At 44.7% G+C, this 18,240-nt stretch carries 17 protein-coding genes and 1 pseudogene; 7 read left to right on the top strand and 11 right to left on the bottom strand.

From position 1 onward, the window contains the following. Positions 1–95 precede the first annotated feature (95 nt). Positions 96–1,046, bottom strand: a complete 951-nt coding sequence (tal, locus tag NB504_RS17655; RefSeq protein ID WP_026027792.1) for a transaldolase — start codon at positions 1,044–1,046, stop codon at positions 96–98. A gap of 455 nt (positions 1,047–1,501) precedes the next feature. On the opposite strand from tal, the gene NB504_RS17650 reads away from it, so the two are divergent. Both NB504_RS17650 and NB504_RS17645 read left to right on the top strand, forming a co-directional pair. Beyond that, positions 1,502–2,494 carry a sugar-binding transcriptional regulator gene (locus NB504_RS17650; RefSeq protein WP_222716125.1) on the top strand — a complete coding sequence of 331 codons (993 nt, stop codon included), beginning with the start codon at positions 1,502–1,504 and terminating at the stop codon, positions 2,492–2,494. A 162-nt stretch (positions 2,495–2,656) separates the two neighbouring features. Continuing rightward, a complete protein-coding gene (locus tag NB504_RS17645; protein ID WP_405054821.1) occupies positions 2,657–3,937 on the top strand; it encodes a glycoside hydrolase family 18 protein in 1,281 nt (426 codons plus the stop codon). Between the two features lie 55 nt (positions 3,938–3,992). On the opposite strand, the gene NB504_RS17640 is transcribed toward NB504_RS17645, so the two are convergent. From NB504_RS17640 to moeA, 3 genes are read right to left on the bottom strand one after another with little or no spacing between them, the layout of a single operon-like run. Beyond that, positions 3,993–4,877 (bottom strand): sulfurtransferase, encoded by an 885-nt coding sequence (locus tag NB504_RS17640; RefSeq protein WP_258429492.1) that lies wholly within the window; start codon positions 4,875–4,877, stop codon positions 3,993–3,995. Between the two features lie 21 nt (positions 4,878–4,898). Continuing rightward, positions 4,899–5,648 (bottom strand): molybdopterin-synthase adenylyltransferase MoeB, encoded by a 750-nt coding sequence (gene moeB, locus NB504_RS17635; RefSeq protein ID WP_258429491.1) that lies wholly within the window; start codon positions 5,646–5,648, stop codon positions 4,899–4,901. An 8-nt stretch (positions 5,649–5,656) separates the two neighbouring features. Further along, positions 5,657–6,892: a molybdopterin molybdotransferase MoeA gene (gene moeA / locus NB504_RS17630; protein ID WP_013867839.1), complete on the bottom strand. Its 1,236-nt coding sequence runs from the start codon at positions 6,890–6,892 to the stop codon at positions 5,657–5,659. A 152-nt stretch (positions 6,893–7,044) separates the two neighbouring features. On the opposite strand from moeA, the gene folE reads away from it, so the two are divergent. Further along, positions 7,045–7,698, top strand: a complete 654-nt coding sequence (gene folE, locus NB504_RS17625; protein WP_013867838.1) for a GTP cyclohydrolase I FolE — start codon at positions 7,045–7,047, stop codon at positions 7,696–7,698. A 114-nt stretch (positions 7,699–7,812) separates the two neighbouring features. On the opposite strand, the gene msrB is transcribed toward folE, so the two are convergent. The 3 genes from msrB to NB504_RS17610 all read right to left on the bottom strand — a co-directional run bounded on the left by msrB (position 7,813) and on the right by NB504_RS17610 (position 11,110). Then, on the bottom strand, positions 7,813–8,955 hold the full coding sequence (gene msrB / locus NB504_RS17620; protein WP_258429490.1) for a peptide-methionine (R)-S-oxide reductase MsrB: 1,143 nt from the start codon (positions 8,953–8,955) through the stop codon (positions 7,813–7,815). A 144-nt stretch (positions 8,956–9,099) separates the two neighbouring features. Continuing rightward, positions 9,100–10,848, bottom strand: coding sequence for a formate--tetrahydrofolate ligase (locus NB504_RS17615; RefSeq protein WP_258429489.1), 1,749 nt, complete (start codon positions 10,846–10,848; stop codon positions 9,100–9,102). Positions 10,849–10,966: 118 nt separating this feature from the next. Continuing rightward, positions 10,967–11,110 (bottom strand): hypothetical protein, encoded by a 144-nt coding sequence (locus NB504_RS17610; protein WP_013867835.1) that lies wholly within the window; start codon positions 11,108–11,110, stop codon positions 10,967–10,969. A gap of 132 nt (positions 11,111–11,242) precedes the next feature. Between NB504_RS17610 and NB504_RS17605 the strand changes: the two genes are divergently transcribed. Then, on the top strand, positions 11,243–11,977 hold the full coding sequence (locus tag NB504_RS17605; protein ID WP_019283145.1) for an RNA methyltransferase: 735 nt from the start codon (positions 11,243–11,245) through the stop codon (positions 11,975–11,977). A gap of 128 nt (positions 11,978–12,105) precedes the next feature. Here the strand turns inward: NB504_RS17605 and fdxA are convergent, their stop codons facing one another. After that, complete coding sequence (fdxA, locus tag NB504_RS17600) at positions 12,106–12,429, bottom strand: ferredoxin FdxA (RefSeq protein WP_010318513.1); 324 nt, start codon at positions 12,427–12,429, stop codon at positions 12,106–12,108. 213 nt (positions 12,430–12,642) lie between these two features. Here fdxA and NB504_RS17595 point away from each other — a divergent pair, with 213 nt between their 5' ends. Continuing rightward, the gene (locus tag NB504_RS17595; protein WP_258429486.1) at positions 12,643–14,262 is read left to right on the top strand and encodes an NAD(P)/FAD-dependent oxidoreductase; all 1,620 of its coding nucleotides are present in this window, start codon (positions 12,643–12,645) and stop codon (positions 14,260–14,262) included. A 158-nt stretch (positions 14,263–14,420) separates the two neighbouring features. After that, the gene (gene yjjG / locus NB504_RS17590; RefSeq protein WP_258429485.1) at positions 14,421–15,095 is read left to right on the top strand and encodes a pyrimidine 5'-nucleotidase; all 675 of its coding nucleotides are present in this window, start codon (positions 14,421–14,423) and stop codon (positions 15,093–15,095) included. Between the two features lie 68 nt (positions 15,096–15,163). Here the strand turns inward: yjjG and rnk are convergent, their stop codons facing one another. Then, a complete protein-coding gene (gene rnk, locus NB504_RS17585) occupies positions 15,164–15,571 on the bottom strand; it encodes a nucleoside diphosphate kinase regulator (protein ID WP_026027712.1) in 408 nt (135 codons plus the stop codon). A gap of 173 nt (positions 15,572–15,744) precedes the next feature. Here rnk and phnR point away from each other — a divergent pair, with 173 nt between their 5' ends. Then, on the top strand, positions 15,745–16,455 hold the full coding sequence (phnR, locus tag NB504_RS17580) for a phosphonate utilization transcriptional regulator PhnR (RefSeq protein ID WP_026027711.1): 711 nt from the start codon (positions 15,745–15,747) through the stop codon (positions 16,453–16,455). A gap of 96 nt (positions 16,456–16,551) precedes the next feature. On the opposite strand, the gene NB504_RS17575 is transcribed toward phnR, so the two are convergent. Both NB504_RS17575 and NB504_RS17570 read right to left on the bottom strand, forming a co-directional pair. Beyond that, positions 16,552–17,343: a siderophore-interacting protein gene (locus tag NB504_RS17575; RefSeq protein ID WP_258429484.1), complete on the bottom strand. Its 792-nt coding sequence runs from the start codon at positions 17,341–17,343 to the stop codon at positions 16,552–16,554. A gap of 187 nt (positions 17,344–17,530) precedes the next feature. Further along, a pseudogene (locus NB504_RS17570) lies at positions 17,531–18,240 on the bottom strand (major facilitator superfamily transporter); the annotation flags it as partial.

Below are 18,240 nucleotides of genomic sequence, written 5' to 3'. Positions count from 1 at the left end.
AATTGTTTACGTTCCATAATAATTACCGACAAATAATAGAGTTAGAAAGGAAAGGGGAACGTTAATCGTTCCCCAAATTTTAATTCGTAAGTGGATTACAACTTGGCTGCAATCATGACTTCAAGTTTGCCTTGGTCAATGGCAAAGTTACGGATGCCTTCCGCTAATTTTTCTACGGCCATTGGGTCTTGGTTATGTTCCCATAGGAACTCTGCATGGGTCATTGCTGCAGGGCGTTCTTTGTTACCTTGAGAGTCAACCAGTTTTTCAACCACTTCACCTTCAGCTGCTTCGAGTTCTGCCAGTAAAGAAGGGGCAATAGTCAAACGATCACAGCCTGCTAACTCTAAAATTTCACCGATATTACGGAAGCTTGCGCCCATCACGACTGTCTTGTAGCCATGTTCTTTGTAGTAATTGTAAATAGCAGTCACGGACAATACACCAGGATCTTCTTGCGGTGCAAAATCACGGCCTTCTTTGGCTTTATACCAATCCATAATACGGCCGACGAATGGAGAAATAAGGAATACGCCTGCTTCTGCACACGCGCGTGCTTGAGCAAAGGAGAATAATAGAGTCAGGTTACAGTTGATGCCTTCTTTTTCAAGGATCTCTGCTGCGCGAATACCTTCCCAGGTTGAAGCCAGCTTGATCAAAATACGGTCGTTAGTAATGCCAGCATCGTTGTACATTTTGATCAGTTGGCGCGCTTTTGTCACGCTACCTTCCATATCATAAGAGAGGCGAGCATCGACCTCGGTAGAAATACGGCCCGGAATCGTTTTTAGGATCTCTTTACCGATATTGACAGCAAGCATGTCACAAGTATCTTGAACTTGTTGAGCTTTGTCTGAGCTCTGTGTTTTTGCGTATGCGATAGAAGCATCAATCAGTGGCGCGTATTCTGCAATTTGAGCCGCTTTAAGAATGAGAGATGGGTTAGTAGTCGCATCTTCTGGTTGGTATTTTTTGATTGCGTCAATTTCACCAGTGTCAGCAACAACAGTCGTCATTTTACGAAGTTGCTCTAATTTATTGCTCATATCGATCATCCTATTTCTTTGGGCCAAGCCAGATTTTGAGTTTGCTGGGCATTTGCAAGCGGGTTAGCAATCACATAGTCATGTCTTACACATGCCAGAAAAGCTAACTCAATTATTTCCAGCGACCGAACATTTGCGTTGAACATTTGCTCGATCGTTGAGTAAATGATGTAGCCATATTTATCTTATCCACTGGGAAAGTCAATCGCTGTTCTAAGGTTATAGTGATATCAATCAACTATTTTTTTGTGAATTAATCTAAGTGCTGATAAATAAACGTTTGCTTAGATTTATCAAGGGTTGAAAGCGAACGTTACTGTGCATTGATTAGAGTGAGAAAATGTAATTTCCGTGAGCAAATGTTGCAAAGTAAATGAGGCTTAACCTATGCTAGGTCAATGAGCAAATGCTCAATTGTCGTTATTCTGCGCACAATATTGACCATGAGATCCCGTATGACCACTCCCAATCAAGACATTTCTATCGAAAATACTGACTTATTAACTGAAATTTCAGTGGCTTATTACCAAGATGGTGCAACTCAAGAAGAGATTTCGAAAAAGTTTTCTCTTTCACGAGCCAAAGTAGGGCGAATGCTTAAACAGGCACGCGATGAAGGGATTGTCGAAATTACGGTGAAATATCACCCTGTTTTTAGTGCCAAAATTGAGCAGCGACTGATTGAACGCTTTGGTGTAAAACGTGCGCTGGTTGCTCTTGACCAACCTAGCGAAGAGTTGCAGCGCCAACAAGTGGCGGGGTTGGTTTCCAATTACCTGACCAGTACGCTAAAAAACGGCATGGTTGTGACTGTTGGTCAAGGCCGAAATGTATCGGCCGTTGCGCATCATATTGGCGTGATCACACCGCGAGAGTGTAAGTTTGTCTGTAGTATTGGTGGCATTCACCCAAGAGGTGGGATGTTTAATGCGGATCATATCTGTCGACAACTGGCCAAAAAATACGGTGGAAGCTCTGAAACGCTTTATGCGCCTGCCTATGCTGAAAATCGCGAACAAAAATTAGCGTTTATGCAAAATGCCACCGTCAAACAAACCTTAGATTTAGCACGTAAGGCAGACATTGCGTTAGTGGGTATCGGGGATATGAGTGAAAACAGCTACATGGTCGATCTCGGTTGGTTTACCGCCGATGAAGTGGTGCAGTCGCGTTTACAGCAAGGTGTGGTGGGGGATTTCGCTGGTTATGATTTTTTTGATATCCACGGTAAAGCTGCCAATACGGTGATGAGCGATCGCGTCATTGGGTTAGGGCTTGACGAATTTCGACCGATTGCCGAGGTGATCGCTATCGCGGCTGAAAACAGCAAACCTTTAGCGCTGCTTGGGGCGCTACGCACCGGTGCAATTGATGTGATTGCCACCAGCGTAAGCAACGCGTTAACGGTACTGAATTTAGATGAGCAGATACAAACCGTCATTGGTTAGTGGATTCAGGTTAGTGAATTTAGGCTCATAAATTAATCTGCAATAACTGTAACGTGATTTTAAGATCTGAGTTTGACTCGCATTGGCTGATTATTTTTAAACTTAAAATATATTTCTCTGCTGTATTGACGCAAACCCAAGGAGAAACTTATGAACAAGTTGATGATCGCCCTTCTCGTTGTTGCGTCATTTAACGCCACCGCAGAGACAACCAAACCCGTCGTGGCGGGCTACTTTGCTGATTGGCAATATGAAAATGAGCAAAACCCCTACACAGTTAAAGATATTCCAGCAGAGAACTTGACTCATGTTATTTACGCCTTTTTGAGTATGTGTGGCCCCCATTCTGGAGCCAGTGAAACCGTACAAAAGCAAATTGCTAAGCAATGTGAAGGAAAAGCACCATTTAGTGCGATTGTTGTTGATACTAAATCCGCACTAGAAAAAGAGTTTGGCGCAGTCAATGTACCAGTTCCTTACAAAGGTCACTTCGCTCAACTTGCACAAATGAAGAAAGACTATCCGACGCTTAAGATTCTGCCTTCATTTGGTGGCTGGACAATGTCTGAACCGTTCCACGCAATGATAAAAGATCCTGCTACGATCAAGCATTTTTCCAAAACAGCGGTTGAACTTATAGAGCAGTACGCCTTCTTTGACGGCATCGATATCGATTGGGAATATCCGGGTGGTGGCGGTTTAACTACTTCGCCTTGGAATCCGGATACGAAATTAACCGATGAACAAAAAGAAGCAGAAAAACAGGCCTATACCGAGCTGATGAAAACATTACGTGCTGATTTGGATGCGTTGAGTAAAAAGACGGCTCGCCACTATGAACTTTCTACTGCTGTTGGTGTTGGAGCGAAAGCGGCTCAGATAGATTGGCCAGCCGTATCCCCTTATTTAACCAATATGTTTGCGATGACTTATGATTTTCTGGGTGGTTGGGGAACGCAAACGGGCCATTTAACCAATTTACATGCGACGGATCGCAGTTGGTGGGGAATGGGAGCCGATGTGTTTATCAATCAAATGATCGAATTGGGTATACCAAGCGAGAAATTGGTTATCGGCGCGGCGTTTTATGGACGTGGTTGGCAAGGCACTCAAGATTATGAGGGTGGTTTGCCTACGGCTGATCTCGTGTCTGAGCAGGGAGCGCCGTTTGGGACCGGTGAAAATGGCTATTTCATGTTCTGGGATTTGATGAAAAATTATCGCGCGGCACAAGGGTATCAATATGGTTACGATCAAGAATCGCAAGCACCATATTTATGGAATGCAGAAAAGAAAGTATTTATCTCGTATGAAGATGAACGTTCAGTGCGCGCCAAAGCCAAATGGGTAAAATCAGCGAAGCTAGGGGGAATTTTCACATGGGAACTTTCAGGTGATCCTTCAAATGAATTGATCAAAGCAATGGCTGATGAGTTGAAATAACACGCTTTGTAAAACATGATCAAATCCCCACAATGATGGGGATTTGATTCAGAGACTAAAGCTCAATAGGCAGCTCAGTGCGTTGCCCCCATTCTGTCCACGAACCATCGTAAACGCACAGTTTTTCGTAGCCGCAAATTTGCGCAGCCAGCAGCACAATACAGGCGGTTACGCCTGAGCCACAACTGAAAATGTATTGCTCTTTTCCAGCAGTCAGCGTCGCTTGCATAATAGGTTGTAGATCTTGCGGTGATTTAAGCTTATGCCCATTCATCAACTCTGTAAAAGGTAAGCAAACAGAGTGAGGAATATGGCCGCTGCGCACGCCTTCTCTTGGTTCTTTTACTTGACCCAAAAAACGGGCTTGTGAACGGGCATCAACAGTTAAGCCCTCTGGGTTCTCTATTTGTGCAAGCACATAGTCTGCGTTCACAAAATAGCGAGGATCGAGCGTGCCATGGAAGTTTCCGTGTTTAAAGGCATGTGTGTACTCTTTTACAACGGGTAAACCTTGGCGTTTCCATTCGGTTAATCCACCATCAAGAACGTATACCGACGCATGTCCCATTGCTTTGAGCATCCACCATGCCCTCGGTGATGCAAACGTCCCGCTATTGTCATAGACAACGACGATCGAATCGTGGTTTAAACCGATCGATTGTGCTAATTGATTAAAGCGCTCTTCACTAGGCATCATATGAGGTAGTGGCGATTGTAGGTCACAAAATTCACCATCATAATCAAAGCGCCGAGCGCCGGGAATGTTATGCAGAGTATCTTTCTCAGTTTCACTGGGAATTTGGAATTCAATACTGCAATCAAGAATAACGGTGCGCGGGTCGCCTAACTTTTGTGCTAGCCATTGGGGGGAGACGAGTGGTGACATGAGTTTAACTCTCCTATTGTGTGGGCTGATGCGGTGGACGAACGAGAAAGACATTATTGAGTCTTTGTCGTTCATTTACTGGCAAGTCTGGCAGTGAGCGAGTTTGATTAAGTTCATTTCTCTCCACGTCATTGAAAGAGCGTCCAACATCAAAATTTTGCCTTGTTTTACCTGCCCATATTGAGCGATCACTTTGATCGCTTCCATCGCTTGTACCGCGCCAATAATCCCGACGACAGGGGCCATTACGCCCGCTTCGACGCAAGTGAGTACGTTACTACCAAAAAGAGCGCTTAAACATTGGTAACAGGGCTCGTCTGGGTGCTGATACATAAACACGCTGACTTGCCCTTCCATACGAATCGCGGCACCAGATACCAGTGGTGTTTTAGTTTGAAAGCAGATTTTATTCAATTGGTTACGAGTATCAAGGTTATCTGATGCATCCAGCACCAAAGAATGCTGTTCAATTAATGCTTTCAATTGTGCATCTTCAAGGCGTTGATCAACGGTATTTACCGTTAAATACGGGTTAAGCATACGCAGTGACTCTGCCGCTGAGTCCACTTTTTTACGTCCAATATCGGCATCGCTATGCAGCACTTGGCGCTGTAAATTAGAGAGCTCAACCACATCATCATCGATGAGCGTGAGTGAACCAACACCTGCCGTGGCAAGGTATTGGCTTGCAGCGCAGCCCAATCCTCCTGCGCCAAGAATTAAAATAGAGCTTTGTTTAAGTGCTTCTTGTCCTTCAAAATCAAACTGTTTGAGAATGATTTGTCGGTTGTAGCGCAGTAGCTCTTGATCAGATAGGAGCTCCATAGTGATCCTTAGTACAAGCTGGGATTAAAAAGTTGGATATTGACGGTTTCGCCCACTTCCACTCGGCCACGATCTTGCTCTAACACCACAAAACAGTTGGCGAGACTCATCGAACGAAATGCCCCCGAACTTTGGTTTCCGGTAGTTTCAACAACAAACTGGCCATTTTCAATTGTGTAAATACCGCGTTGGTAGTCAGTACGGCCCGGTGATTTTTTAAAGGCATTTTTAGTGATGGCTGGAATGGACTCCGGTGCTTTCCAGTGAGTGTGTCCAGCCAATTTAGCCAGCATAGGTTGCACCAAGACGTATAGGGTTAATACGGCTGAAACGGGGTTGCCAGGTAAGCCACAGAACCAAGCATGATCTAATGTTCCAAATGCAAACGGTTTGCCCGGTTTTATTGCCAGTTTCCAAAAACCGATTTCTCCGAGTTCTTGCAAAATATCTTTGGTATAGTCAGCTTCGCCTACACTTACGCCGCCAGAAGTAATAACCACATCGGCCAAATGTTGAGCTTTATCAAAGGTAGCTTTTAAAGTGGCAGGGCAATCAGCAATGATCCCAAGATCAATCGCTTCACAACCAAAATTCTCAATTAATGGTTTAATGCCATAACGATTGCTGTCATAGATTTGCCCCTCAGCAAGAGGTTCACCGAGTGGTTTTAGCTCATCTCCAGTTGAGAAAAAGGCCACTTTGGGTTTACGAAAAACGGTCACATGGCTGATGCCGAGTGTGGCAATCATTGGGATATCACGCGAAGTCAAGCGAGCCCCTTTATGTAGCACTACATCGCCTTGTTTGATGTCATCACCAGTGGGGCGAATATTTTGCTGAGGCTTTGCATTCGGCTGTAGAAAGCAGATACCATTTTCGTTTTCGGTCGTTTGCTCTTGCATGATCACCGCGTCGCAACCAGCTGGAATTTTCGCGCCAGTCATAATTCTCACGCAACTATTGGCTGGCCACGGCCCCTCAAATGGAAGACCGGCAAAAGATTTGCCAGCCAGCGGCAGGGTGGTTGACTGTTGCAGGTCAGCTAATCGAATAGCGTATCCATCCATCGCTGAGTTATCGAAAGGCGGCACAAAAATGGGTGAGAGTAACTCTTCGGCCAACACATAGCCTAATGCGTCGGCTAGCGGTAGTTTCAGCGTCGTTTGGATGGGTTTGATATTCGCTAGCATTGTCTCTAACGCTTGTTCGATAGGCATTAAGCCCGGTGAATCACAACAGCCCATGGTCGGTTCCTATAGCTTTTTTCTTTGCGAAGACTTTATCATACATTGCTTACGGGCAATAATGACCATCCTTAAAATATGGATGTAATTATTCAAAATTCCGAGTATCCTTGTCTGCCATCCGAAAGGGGTAAAAAGTAAGAGGAATCGGAATGCTAGGTCTTAGCGAATCAGCAAAGTTGGTCAAAGATGCGCTAGAGAGCCGAGGTTTGGAAACGCCTATGCGTCCAAATGAGGTTACTCGTGAAGAAAAGAAAGAAAAAATCGAACACCATATGCGTGAGATCCTCACACTACTCGGTCTTGACCTGACCGACGACAGTTTAGAAGAGACGCCCCATCGAATTGCGAAAATGTATGTGGATGAAGTGTTTTCTGGCCTTGATTATCAAAACTTCCCCAAAATTACTGTGATCGAAAACAAGATGAACGTCAGTGAAATGGTGCGCGTAAAAGAGATTACCGTGACCAGCACCTGTGAGCATCATCTAGTGACTATCGATGGTAAAGCCGCGGTGGCGTATATCCCAAGAGGCAAGATAATTGGTCTTTCTAAGATTAACCGTATTGTACGTTTTTTTGCTCAGCGCCCCCAAGTTCAAGAGCGAATGACACAGCAGATTCTGGTGGCTTTGCAAACCTTACTCGGTTCAGACGATGTCGCGGTCACCATTGATGCCACTCATTACTGCGTTAAGTCACGTGGTGTTATGGATGCGACCAGTGAAACGACCACCACAGCATTAGGCGGTATTTTTAAATCTAACCCTGCCACCCGCGCCGAATTTTTCCATGGTTTACATTAATCGAATCTCAGTTGAGTCCATCGATTAATGTTGATCAACTAAAAAAGCCCTCGCAAGTGAAGCCGAGGGCTTTTTCGTTTTACCACGCACGCTTTATTGAAACAGAGCCAAATTTTATTTAAACAGAACCAAGTACTCGCCATAGCCTTCAGCTTGCATCGCCTCTTTTGGTACAAATCGCATCGCGGCAGAGTTCATGCAGTAGCGTAAGCCGGTTGGTGCTGGTCCATCCTCAAAGACATGACCTAGGTGAGAATCTGCAAAACGGCTGCGCACTCCGGTTCTGGTATAAAAAAGCCGAGAATCGCTTTTGGTCGCAATATACGCTTCATTAATTGGCCGAGTAAAACTGGGCCAGCCTGTACCAGAACGGTATTTGTCGGTAGAAGAGAATAATGGCTCTCCGCTGACCACATCGACATAAATACCATCGGCTTTGTTATCCCAATACTCATTGTTAAATGCGCGTTCAGTACCTTCTTCTTGCGTCACGTAATATTGCAAATCAGTCAATTTGGCGCGTATCTTTTCATTCGAAGGTTTGGTGTATACCTTAACGTTGTTTTGCATTTTTTGCGCTTCGATCAATTGACGTAAGGTTTTTGGATGCTCATTACGATCTTTACCGAAGATGGTATCAAGATATTGATCACGTCCGGAAGCATGACGATAGTAGGTGTAACGTACTTTGCTCTTTTTATAAAAATCTTGGTGGTACTCTTCAGCAGGCCAAAATTGGCTGTATTGAATCAGCTCTGTTTTGAGCGGCTTTTTGAAGATCCCTAGCGCATCGATTTCTTGCATAAAGCGCTGCGCGGTCTGCTTCTGTTCACTGTTGTGATAAAAAATGGCAGGCCGATACTGTGGGCCTCTATCAACAAACGAGCCTTGATCATCCGTTGGATCAATGTGGCGGAAAAAATGATCCAATACATTCTCGTAGCTGACAACTTGCGGATCAAAGGTCACTTGAATCACTTCAATGTGGCCCGATTTTCCTGATGAGACTTGTTTATAGGTTGGATTTTCAAGGCTGCCACCCGCATAACCAGAGACAACGCTAATGACACCGTTGAGTTTTTCAAGATCAGATTCTGTACACCAAAAACAGCCCCCAGCTAATGTCGCGATTTGCTGATTACCAATGCTGGGCATGGTTTTAGGCTGAGTTTCTGCTTGGCTAAATAGCGAAAACAGAATAGGCACAATAAGCACAATAAGCGCTATTGAGAATATAAAGGGAGTAAAACGTTTCATAACCGACCTTACTTATTTTTTATTGATACTGGTAAGAACGGTGAAAAGCGCAAAAAATTACAGAGAAAGAAAACAAATAGCGTGAAGAAAACCTTTCTGAGCCCGAAGATTTGTGCTCAGAAAGGTTAATTTCGAACAATAATATCAGGTTAGGCCGATAATATTTCCTTTAGAATCAATGTCTAAATACATGAAGGCGGGTTTTTCAGGAAGGCCCGGCATGGTCATCACGTTGCCGCATAGCGCATAGATAAAGCCAGCACCCGCACAGAGCTTTAATTCGCGAATCGGTACATCAAAACCTTTTGGTGCGCCTTTAATCGCAGCGTTGGTTGAAATTGAAAGCGGCGTCTTCGCCAAACAGACAGCAAGTTTACCGTAACCTTGCTCTTGCATGTTGTGCATTTGACGTCGTGCTTTATCACTAAAAGTGACGCTTGCCGCGCCATAGCCCTTTTTCGCTACGGCGTTGATCTTATCTTCGATCGTCTGCTGTGCTTGGTATAACGGTGTGAACGTACTCACTTTTTGACACTGCTTAATGACTTTGGAAGCAAGCTCAGTCGTCCCTTCTCCTCCAAGAGCAAAACCTTCACTCAGTGCAACCTCAACCTGGTAGGGTAGTGCGTGAATCATCATTGTGAGCTGCTCAAGCTCTTCTTGGCTGTCTTGTGGAAAGCGGTTAATGGCAACCACGGCGGGTATTCCATACTTACTCACATTCTCAATATGCCATTTGAGATTTTCAAAACCGGACACCAACGCGGCATGGTCTGGCTGAAATAGAGTGTCGGGAACTGGTTGGCCGGGACGCAATTCATACAGACCAGAGTTCGCTTTTAAGCCGCGAAGTGTGGTGACGATAACGGCGCAATCTGGCGCTTTCCCAGATGTCGCGGCTTTAATATTGCACGCCTTTTCAAATCCCATATCAGAGCCAAAGCCGCCTTCTGTTACAGTCAATTCGGCTAACCTTGTGGCGATGTCATCAGCGATAATAGAAGAGTTACCGTGCGCGATATTGGCAAAAGGCCCGGCGTGAATCAGTGTCGGTACGCCTTCTAACGTTTGCATTAATGTAGGTTCAATCGCCTCTTTCATACTGACAGCCATCGCCCCAGCGACTTGTAAATCTTCGGTGGTAATCGGTGTACCATGGTGACTATAGGCGACGACAATCCGCCCAATCCGTTGACGCAGATCGTTTAAGTTTTTGGCTAATGCAAGAATCGCCATTAGCTCAGAAGCCGCTGAAATATCAAAACCATCTTCACGCTCAAAGCCATTGATTGATTTATCCGTTTCATTTCGGCCAACGGTAACCATGCGCAATGCGCGATCGTTGTGATCCATCACTCGCTTCCAAACCACATTATTTGGGTCGATACGCAGTGCTTTCATTGCGGTGCGCTGCTCGAAATCGTCATAACCAAGGCGCTGTTCGTGATAGATCCGGGCATCTATCGCCGCTGCCGCTAGGTTATGCGCGGCTGTGACGGCGTGGATATCGCCAGTGAGATGCAAATTGAGCTCTTCCATTGGTGCCACTTGTGAATAACCGCCGCCAGCGGCTCCGCCCTTAACACCAAAGATTGGTCCCATTGAGGGTTGACGAATACATGCCATCACCGAATGACCCAATTTTGCCATTCCTTGTGATAGGCCTATGGTCGTGACGGTTTTTCCTTCCCCTAATGGCGTTGGGGTAATGGCAGTCACAAGGATTAACTTTCCAACCGTTTGTGTTTGCAAACGTTCAAGGCAACTTAATGAAATTTTCGCCTTAAAGCGGCCTTGGCTGTGGAATTCGCTGGCGGTGAATCCTGCTTTGTTAGCGATAGCCTCTATGGAGGTTAATGAAGTGGCGCGGCAAATTTCAATATCAGGCAGCATAAAACCCTCATTATTTAGTATTGTACGGGTTGGGAAAACGTTTGCGTCGCGATAATAACGTCAAAAAATGGGTTGTAAAGTTATTTAATGAGTGGATTATAAACTAATGTCTGAGCTTTTAGCTCGATTCTTCGTTCTCTTTTGTGTCATTGTCGTTGGGTTCTTTATGATGATCATCTTCAAGTTGATCACTATCTTGTTGATCATAATGCTTGACGACAAAGGGGGTTAACATAACGGAAGAGGGAAGAAAACGTTTCATATGGATTTCCTTGTTTGTTAGTAACTGAACATATGGTATTGAAACTCGACTTACACTGCTTTAGCTCTGACGGCCTTTACTCTATAATGCGGCGTTTTTACTAGGCCAACCTTACCTCACTGCGGATATTTTATGATTTCAAAAAACCAACTGAAACTACTTCGTGCTTTAGGCCAAAAGAAACAGCGCAAGGCTCATGGCCTGTTTTTAGTGCAAGGCGAAAAGAACGTGTTGGAATTGATTAACAGCCAACTGACGGTAAAGCAGGTTTTTGCCACTGCGGAGTTTATCGCACAAAACCGCGTTGAGCTTAGTGTTTTTGAATGCATTGAGGCCACATTAGATGACTTAACCAAAGCCAGCACTTTGGTGAGCAATAATGCGGCAATCGCAGTCGTTGAGATCCCCGAAGTGACGGTGCCTGAAGCGAAAGGATTGATGATCGCTCTCGATGGTGTTTCTGACCCCGGTAATTTAGGGACGATTATCCGTGTCGCTGATTGGTATGGCATTAAACACATTGTCGCTAGCCACGATTGCGCCGATCCATACAATCCGAAGACCATCAGTGCCACCATGGGTAGCTTTGGGCGTGTTACGGTGAGCCAAGTGGATTTGAGCGCTTATTTACAGAGTTCAAATCTACCTGTTTATGGGGCTTTTTTAGAAGGTGAGAACGTTCATCATACGAAATTTGCAGCAGAAGGGATTTTATTGATGGGCAGTGAATCGCATGGTATTCGTGCCGAAGCGGCTCAATATGTCACCGACAAAATCACCATTCCCGCCTTCGGGGGAGCAGAGTCACTTAACGTAGCAATGGCTACGGGTATTATTTTGGATAACCTGCGCCGCCAACATCACTAGATCAAACCAAGATCACTCGGTCAATAAGTAAAGCTTAAAAGTTGTTGCTTTGGATTGTCGTCAAAAAGCGTAATAACGGATGCCGTGTTTGCGCTTTTTTTATAACGCTTAGTTATAAGAAGAAAAGACTACTTCTCTAACATCCCTAGTTTGTTTGGCACGCCATTCCATTTTTCAGCATCATCCATGGCTGGTTTGACTTCGGTTTGCACCGGCCATATGTCGGCAAGCTCAGCATTGAGTTCGATGTAAATCTTCTGATCTTCTGGGAGTTCATCTTCTTGAAAGATAGCTTGAGCTGCACATTCAGGAACACATAAACCGCAATCAATGCATTCAATGGGGTTGATCACCATAAAATTGGGGCCTTCGTGAAAGGCATCTGCAGGGCATACCGCGACACAGTCAGTAAATTTACATTGGATGCAATTATCCGTTACGACAAACGCCATGATGATCAGCTCTTAGTTAGTCAAAAATGAAGAATGGGGATAATACGCATCCCAAGTTAAATTTCAACATCCAACGCTATCAATATCTAGCGTAACGTGTGATGAATTCTGGATTTAGTATGACAGATAACGCCATTTCCCGTAAAATGCGCGCCATTGTGAGCGGGCCGCTTGCGGCTTTGGCTAAGACACCGACTAAAACGAGACACCGACATGATACGTTTAACCGAAATTAAACTTCCTTTGGACCACGAGGAAGGGGCAATTTTTGCTGCTATTACTGAAAAACTTGGTATTGCTGATGAACAAGTTCTTTCATTCAATATGTTTAAACGTGGCTACGATGCTCGTAAGAAAACGAAGATCATGCTGATTTACACGCTAGATGTGAGCGTGGAGAATGAAACGGAGTTGCTTGCTCAGTTTGCTGACGATCCGCATGTGAAAGTCACGCCGGATATGGAGTACAAATTCGTTGCTCAAGCGCCAGCGAATCTTACTGAGCGCCCAGTGGTGATAGGCTTTGGCCCTTGTGGTCTATTCGCAGGACTGATTCTTGCTCAAATGGGGTTTAACCCAATCATTGTCGAGCGTGGTAAAGAAGTGCGCGAACGCACCAAAGATACCTTTGGTTTTTGGCGTAAACGTACATTGAATACTGAATCTAACGTGCAGTTTGGGGAAGGTGGAGCGGGAACTTTTTCTGATGGAAAACTCTATAGCCAAGTGAAAGATCCTAACTTCTATGGCCGTAAGGTCACTACAGAATTTGTCGCTGCGGGCGCACCTGCTGAAATCATGTACGTGAGCAAACCGCATATTGGTACGTTCAAATTGGTGACCATGATTGAAAAAATGCGAGCCAAAATCATCGAATTAGGCGGTGAAATTCGTTTTAGTACTCGTGTTGATGACATTCACATCGAAGAAGGGCAAATTACCGGGCTTACGCTGTCAAATGGTGAAGAAATTAAAACGCGTCATGTTGTCCTTGCGGTCGGTCATAGCGCACGTGATACCTTTGAAATGCTGCATGAACGTGGCGTTTATATAGAAGCCAAACCCTTTTCAGTAGGGTTCCGTATTGAACATAAACAATCAATGATTGATGAAGCGCGTTTTGGTTCGAATGCGGGTAACCCCATTCTTGGCGCGGCGGACTACAAATTGGTTCACCACTGTAAGAATGGCCGCACTGTTTATAGCTTCTGCATGTGCCCCGGTGGCACGGTAGTGGCGGCTACTTCTGAAGAGGGGCGCGTTGTGACCAATGGTATGAGCCAATATTCTCGCGCAGAACGTAATGCTAACAGTGCGATTGTGGTGGGTATTGATCCTGAACGTGATTATCCCGGTGATCCGCTGGCGGGCGTGCGCTTCCAACGTGAACTTGAATCACGAGCTTATCAACTTGGCGGCGAAAACTACGACGCGCCAGCACAAAAAATTGGTGACTTTTTACAAGGTCGTGATCCGAGTGCGTTAGGTGATGTCGAACCCTCTTTTACACCCGGCATCAAGTTGACAGATATTTCAAAAGCGTTGCCTGATTTTGCTATTGAAGCTATTCGTGAAGCGATTCCAGCGTTTGATAAGCAGATCAAAGGATTTGCCTCTGAGGATGGTTTGTTAACTGGAGTAGAAACTCGCACGTCATCACCCATTTGCATTAAACGGGGTAAAGATTTCCAAAGCATCAACCTGAAAGGCTTTTATCCGGCAGGTGAAGGTGCAGGTTATGCGGGCGGGATTTTATCAGCAGGCATTGATGGTATTAAAGCGGCTGAAGCATTGGCGCTTTCTATGGTTAACGAAGCTGAAAAAGCATCATAATTTGCAATATTAAGCATAAGAAAAGGCTCATTGGAGCCTTTTTTATTATAGGCACGATTAGATTCGTTATCACATTGAATTTTAAAAGTTTCTTCTGATAGAGATTATCATTTAACTAAAAACAATCTAAACTAGCCCGAACATTATGAGGAGAGATCATGAAGTACGACTGGATTTTATTTGACGCTGACGAGACCTTGTTTCATTTTGATGCTTTCAAAGGTATGCAGCTAATGTTTGAGCGCAAAGGAGTGTTGTTTACTGAACAAGATTTTGCGCACTACCAAGAAGTTAATAAACCACTGTGGGTCGATTACCAAAATGGTGATATCACGGCGGCGCAGTTGAAGCATACTCGTTTTACAGAGTGGGCAGAAAAGCTCGCGACGACAACCACGGAATTAAACAGCGCATTTCTTGAAGCCATGGCTGATATTTGTACTCCACTACCAGGAGCAAAAGAGTTATTGGATGCCCTTACAGGTCGAGCGAAACTTGGCATCATTACTAATGGTTTTACCGAACTTCAAGCGATTCGTTTGCAAAGAACGGGGATGAGTGAATACTTTGACCACGTGATTATTTCAGAAGAGGTTGGTGTAGCGAAACCCGATCACGGGATTTTTGCCTACGCGTTAGACAAAATGGGCAACCCTGCTAAAAATCGTGTATTGATGGTAGGAGATAACCCGCATTCCGATATTCTAGGTGGCTTGAATTTTGGTATTGAGACCTGTTGGCTAAACTCTACTGGCGCAAGTGCTGTTGAGGGTATTGAGCCACACTACCATGTGCGTTCATTGCACGAGCTTAAAGATATTTTGGTCGCATAATTATTTACAATGATGTGGCTTGGGGTGTGGAGTGATGATATCGACCTCCACACCAACAAAGCGATTCGTTAGCGGTTGAATTCACCGTCACGCTCAGGTTGATAAACCACATCAAGAATCTCAATCACTCTTTCTCTACCACCGGGCATTGGCCAACTGAGCTGTTGACCAACAGCTAGGCCCAACAATGCACTGCCTACTGGGGCAAAAACAGAGATATCTTGACTGCTTTTCACTTCATGCGGATACACAAGATTTTTTTCGATCACTTCATCACTGTCGATAAACTTGAAGCGTACGGTCGAATTCATGCTCACCACATTATTTGGCATCTCTTGTGGGGCGACAATGGTGGCTCTATCCAACTCAGCCTCGAGCTTTTCTAACTCTGGCGTTAGTTTAGGCATGCCATCCAGTAATGCGGATATTCTGTCCATATCAAGGCTTGAAACTAAGACAGGTGCTAAGTTTGACATTTTTAATACTCCAAAAAGAAATACCGCCCAAAAGCTAGGCGGTATAAAAATTAACGTCAATGTTATTGCGATTCAGGCTATGACATTAATCTTGTTCGACATAGAATGCAAATAATACGGTATCAGTTTGTTATGAATTTGGCATGCACGTATTTAGGCTGGGAGTGGATGTTGTGCAGTACGTAAAAATTAAAGATGTGATTGTTGAACAAATCGATGCTGGCATGCTTGCCCCTCGTCAAAAATTACCTTCTGAACGAAAACTTGCAGAGTCGTTTAATACCACACGCGTTACCCTGCGTGAGGCTTTGTCTCTGTTGGAAGCGGATGGCAAGATCTACCGAGAAGATCGGCGAGGTTGGTTTATTTCTCCCGAGCCGATACGTTACGACCCAACCCAAACTCTGAATTTCACCAACATGGCTTTAGCACAAAACCGAGTACCAAAAACGGAACTGATGATGGCAAAAGCGCTATTAGCCAATAAACAAGCATCGCTCTTATTGGGATTGAAGCCGTTTTCGGATGTTTACCAAATTGATCGTGTGCGTTATTTAGAAGATCGCCCCGTGGTCTATGTGACGAATTACGTGCGCCCTGAATTGTTTCCCAACTTGCTGACTTTCGATTTGTCTCAATCACTGACGGATATTTATCGCGACCATTTTGCCGTGGAGTATCAAACAGTCCGTTATCGAATTACCACTAGCTCTTTGCTTGGTCATATGGCGCAAGCACTACGCGCTACATCAGGCACTCCGGCGATGGTCGTTGAGCGCATTAATTATAATCAACAGGGTGAACTGATCGATTGTGGCATCGAATACTGGCGGCATGACGCAATTTGTATTGAGTCGTTAGCCAAGCTAACCGTGGCCCGCTGAGGCTATGTCCGTTAAAGCTATGTTCGTTGAAAATTGAGCGCATTCAATGAAAAAGGCGACCTCTATTAAGTCACCTTTTTACTGTGTTATTGCTGTTTATGACTGGGTTTGTGCATCCCTTTGTTTGAGCTGTTTATGCCCATCTTCACTGACGCCACGTTTCCAATAGCTGCTGATATAAATATAGTCTTTCGCTATCTCTTTTTCATTGCGAAAATACTCTCTTAGCGCGCGCATGGTATCAAATTCACACGCACACCATACCGAGCCATTCTCACCCAGCCAATTTTTCTCGATAACCGAAGTCGCCAAATTGGTGCTGCTGTCTTTCACTACCCAAGAGATCTCTATGTTCTCCGGAGCCTGTAGTGCCTGTTTGTCATCCACATGCTCAATTTCAATTACTGCATAACCTTTTGCATCACGCGGTAAGCGTTTTAATTGAGCTGCAAGAGCAGGGATCGCGGTCATGTCAGCGGCTAAGAAAAACCATTTCCCATTGAGATTCAACCCTTGAGCTTTACCTGGGCCAGCGATTGAAATCGTGTCGCCAATGGCCGTATGCATCGCCCATCTGACTGCAAATCCGCACTGCTTATCTTCCGCCTCATGCCGTACAAAATCGATTTCAATGCGGTTGTTGGTCGCATCAAAGCTTCGAATGGTATAAGTGCGCATTATTGGGCGCTGATCAGGGGTTAACCGTGACAAATCAGTACCACCATCTTCACTAAACAACAGCTTGATATAATCGCCTTCGTTTTCAAGTGTAAAATGCTCAATTGAGTCACCCTGTAACGTAATGCGTTGCAGGGAAGGCGAAATCTGCTGGCTATCCGCAACCGTGAGTGGATAGAAAGAGCGTTTAGGTTCTGTTTCTTTTTTCATTATTCTCTAGATTACCGTTTTGTCTTTTGTGGGTATAACCTTAAACTGAGTTCTTAATTGATTCAATGATAATAACTATCATTTACGTTATTTTACTTTGAAGAGATGGGAATATGTAACTTTGCAGATAAAAAGCCCCATACGCATAATGGTATGAGGCTTAATAATGCTCACATTTTGCTGATGTTTAAACTTCGTTAGGTGCAACTTCTGCAAGTTCATCCCGTTCGTTCATTTTTGATGCTTCAAGCATTTTTCGAACAACCAATGAAGCGACGATGGCCACTGCTACCATCACTACGGCTAAGATCGTGAGCATTTTAAAGTAGTCGCCATAAACGCTTTGGACGATATGCTGACTGATCACTTGACCTTTTTCTAATGCGATGGAGGTTGAGAACACCGCACCCACAATGCCGCTTAAGGCGATGGCGACTGAAAAGAGGCTAACCGAAAAGTTTTCGATGTGCTTGGGAGCCACTGACAAAATGAAGGCCACTACTAAACTACCAACAATGACTTCCGCAAAAGCTTGGAAGAAGTGGATCATCAAAAAGACTTCTGGTCTGATGACAACATCAGCACCAATATTCATGACTGCCATGGTTAAAATGCCAAATGCAATGGCGGTAAAGATGAATGCAAAGCCAATTTTAGTGGCTGTTGAAAAATTAATGCCTCGCTTTTCCAGTGAAGAGAAAGTCATGGCAATGACAGGCCCGGCAACAATACACCACAGCGGGTTCATTGCCATCGATGCTTCAGGAGCGATTGGGATTAATCCAAATAAGTCACCACGCATCGTATTAATGGTTACCATGGTCATGGAGGTCATCATTTGCCCGTAATAGACAAAGAAACAGGTGGTGAGCACCGTCATGATAAGAATAGTGCCCA

Source organism: Vibrio sp. RM-69-4, assembly GCF_024743775.1.
Classification (GTDB): domain Bacteria; phylum Pseudomonadota; class Gammaproteobacteria; order Enterobacterales; family Vibrionaceae; genus Vibrio; species Vibrio anguillarum.
Note: the sequence above shows the minus strand (reverse complement) of the source record. Positions and strands in the feature narration are given on the sequence as shown.

Coding starts and splice junctions, on each gene's coding strand:
- tal (WP_026027792.1), bottom strand. CDS start 1,046: ATGAGCAATAAATTAGAGCAACTTCGTAAAATGACGACTGTTGTTGCT.
- NB504_RS17650 (WP_222716125.1), top strand. CDS start 1,502: ATGACCACTCCCAATCAAGACATTTCTATCGAAAATACTGACTTATTA.
- NB504_RS17645 (WP_405054821.1), top strand. CDS start 2,657: ATGATCGCCCTTCTCGTTGTTGCGTCATTTAACGCCACCGCAGAGACA.
- NB504_RS17640 (WP_258429492.1), bottom strand. CDS start 4,877: ATGTCTTTCTCGTTCGTCCACCGCATCAGCCCACACAATAGGAGAGTT.
- moeB (WP_258429491.1), bottom strand. CDS start 5,648: ATGGAGCTCCTATCTGATCAAGAGCTACTGCGCTACAACCGACAAATC.
- moeA (WP_013867839.1), bottom strand. CDS start 6,892: ATGGGCTGTTGTGATTCACCGGGCTTAATGCCTATCGAACAAGCGTTA.
- folE (WP_013867838.1), top strand. CDS start 7,045: ATGCTAGGTCTTAGCGAATCAGCAAAGTTGGTCAAAGATGCGCTAGAG.
- msrB (WP_258429490.1), bottom strand. CDS start 8,955: ATGAAACGTTTTACTCCCTTTATATTCTCAATAGCGCTTATTGTGCTT.
- NB504_RS17615 (WP_258429489.1), bottom strand. CDS start 10,848: ATGCTGCCTGATATTGAAATTTGCCGCGCCACTTCATTAACCTCCATA.
- NB504_RS17610 (WP_013867835.1), bottom strand. CDS start 11,110: ATGAAACGTTTTCTTCCCTCTTCCGTTATGTTAACCCCCTTTGTCGTC.
- NB504_RS17605 (WP_019283145.1), top strand. CDS start 11,243: ATGATTTCAAAAAACCAACTGAAACTACTTCGTGCTTTAGGCCAAAAG.
- fdxA (WP_010318513.1), bottom strand. CDS start 12,429: ATGGCGTTTGTCGTAACGGATAATTGCATCCAATGTAAATTTACTGAC.
- NB504_RS17595 (WP_258429486.1), top strand. CDS start 12,643: ATGATACGTTTAACCGAAATTAAACTTCCTTTGGACCACGAGGAAGGG.
- yjjG (WP_258429485.1), top strand. CDS start 14,421: ATGAAGTACGACTGGATTTTATTTGACGCTGACGAGACCTTGTTTCAT.
- rnk (WP_026027712.1), bottom strand. CDS start 15,571: ATGTCAAACTTAGCACCTGTCTTAGTTTCAAGCCTTGATATGGACAGA.
- NB504_RS17575 (WP_258429484.1), bottom strand. CDS start 17,343: ATGAAAAAAGAAACAGAACCTAAACGCTCTTTCTATCCACTCACGGTT.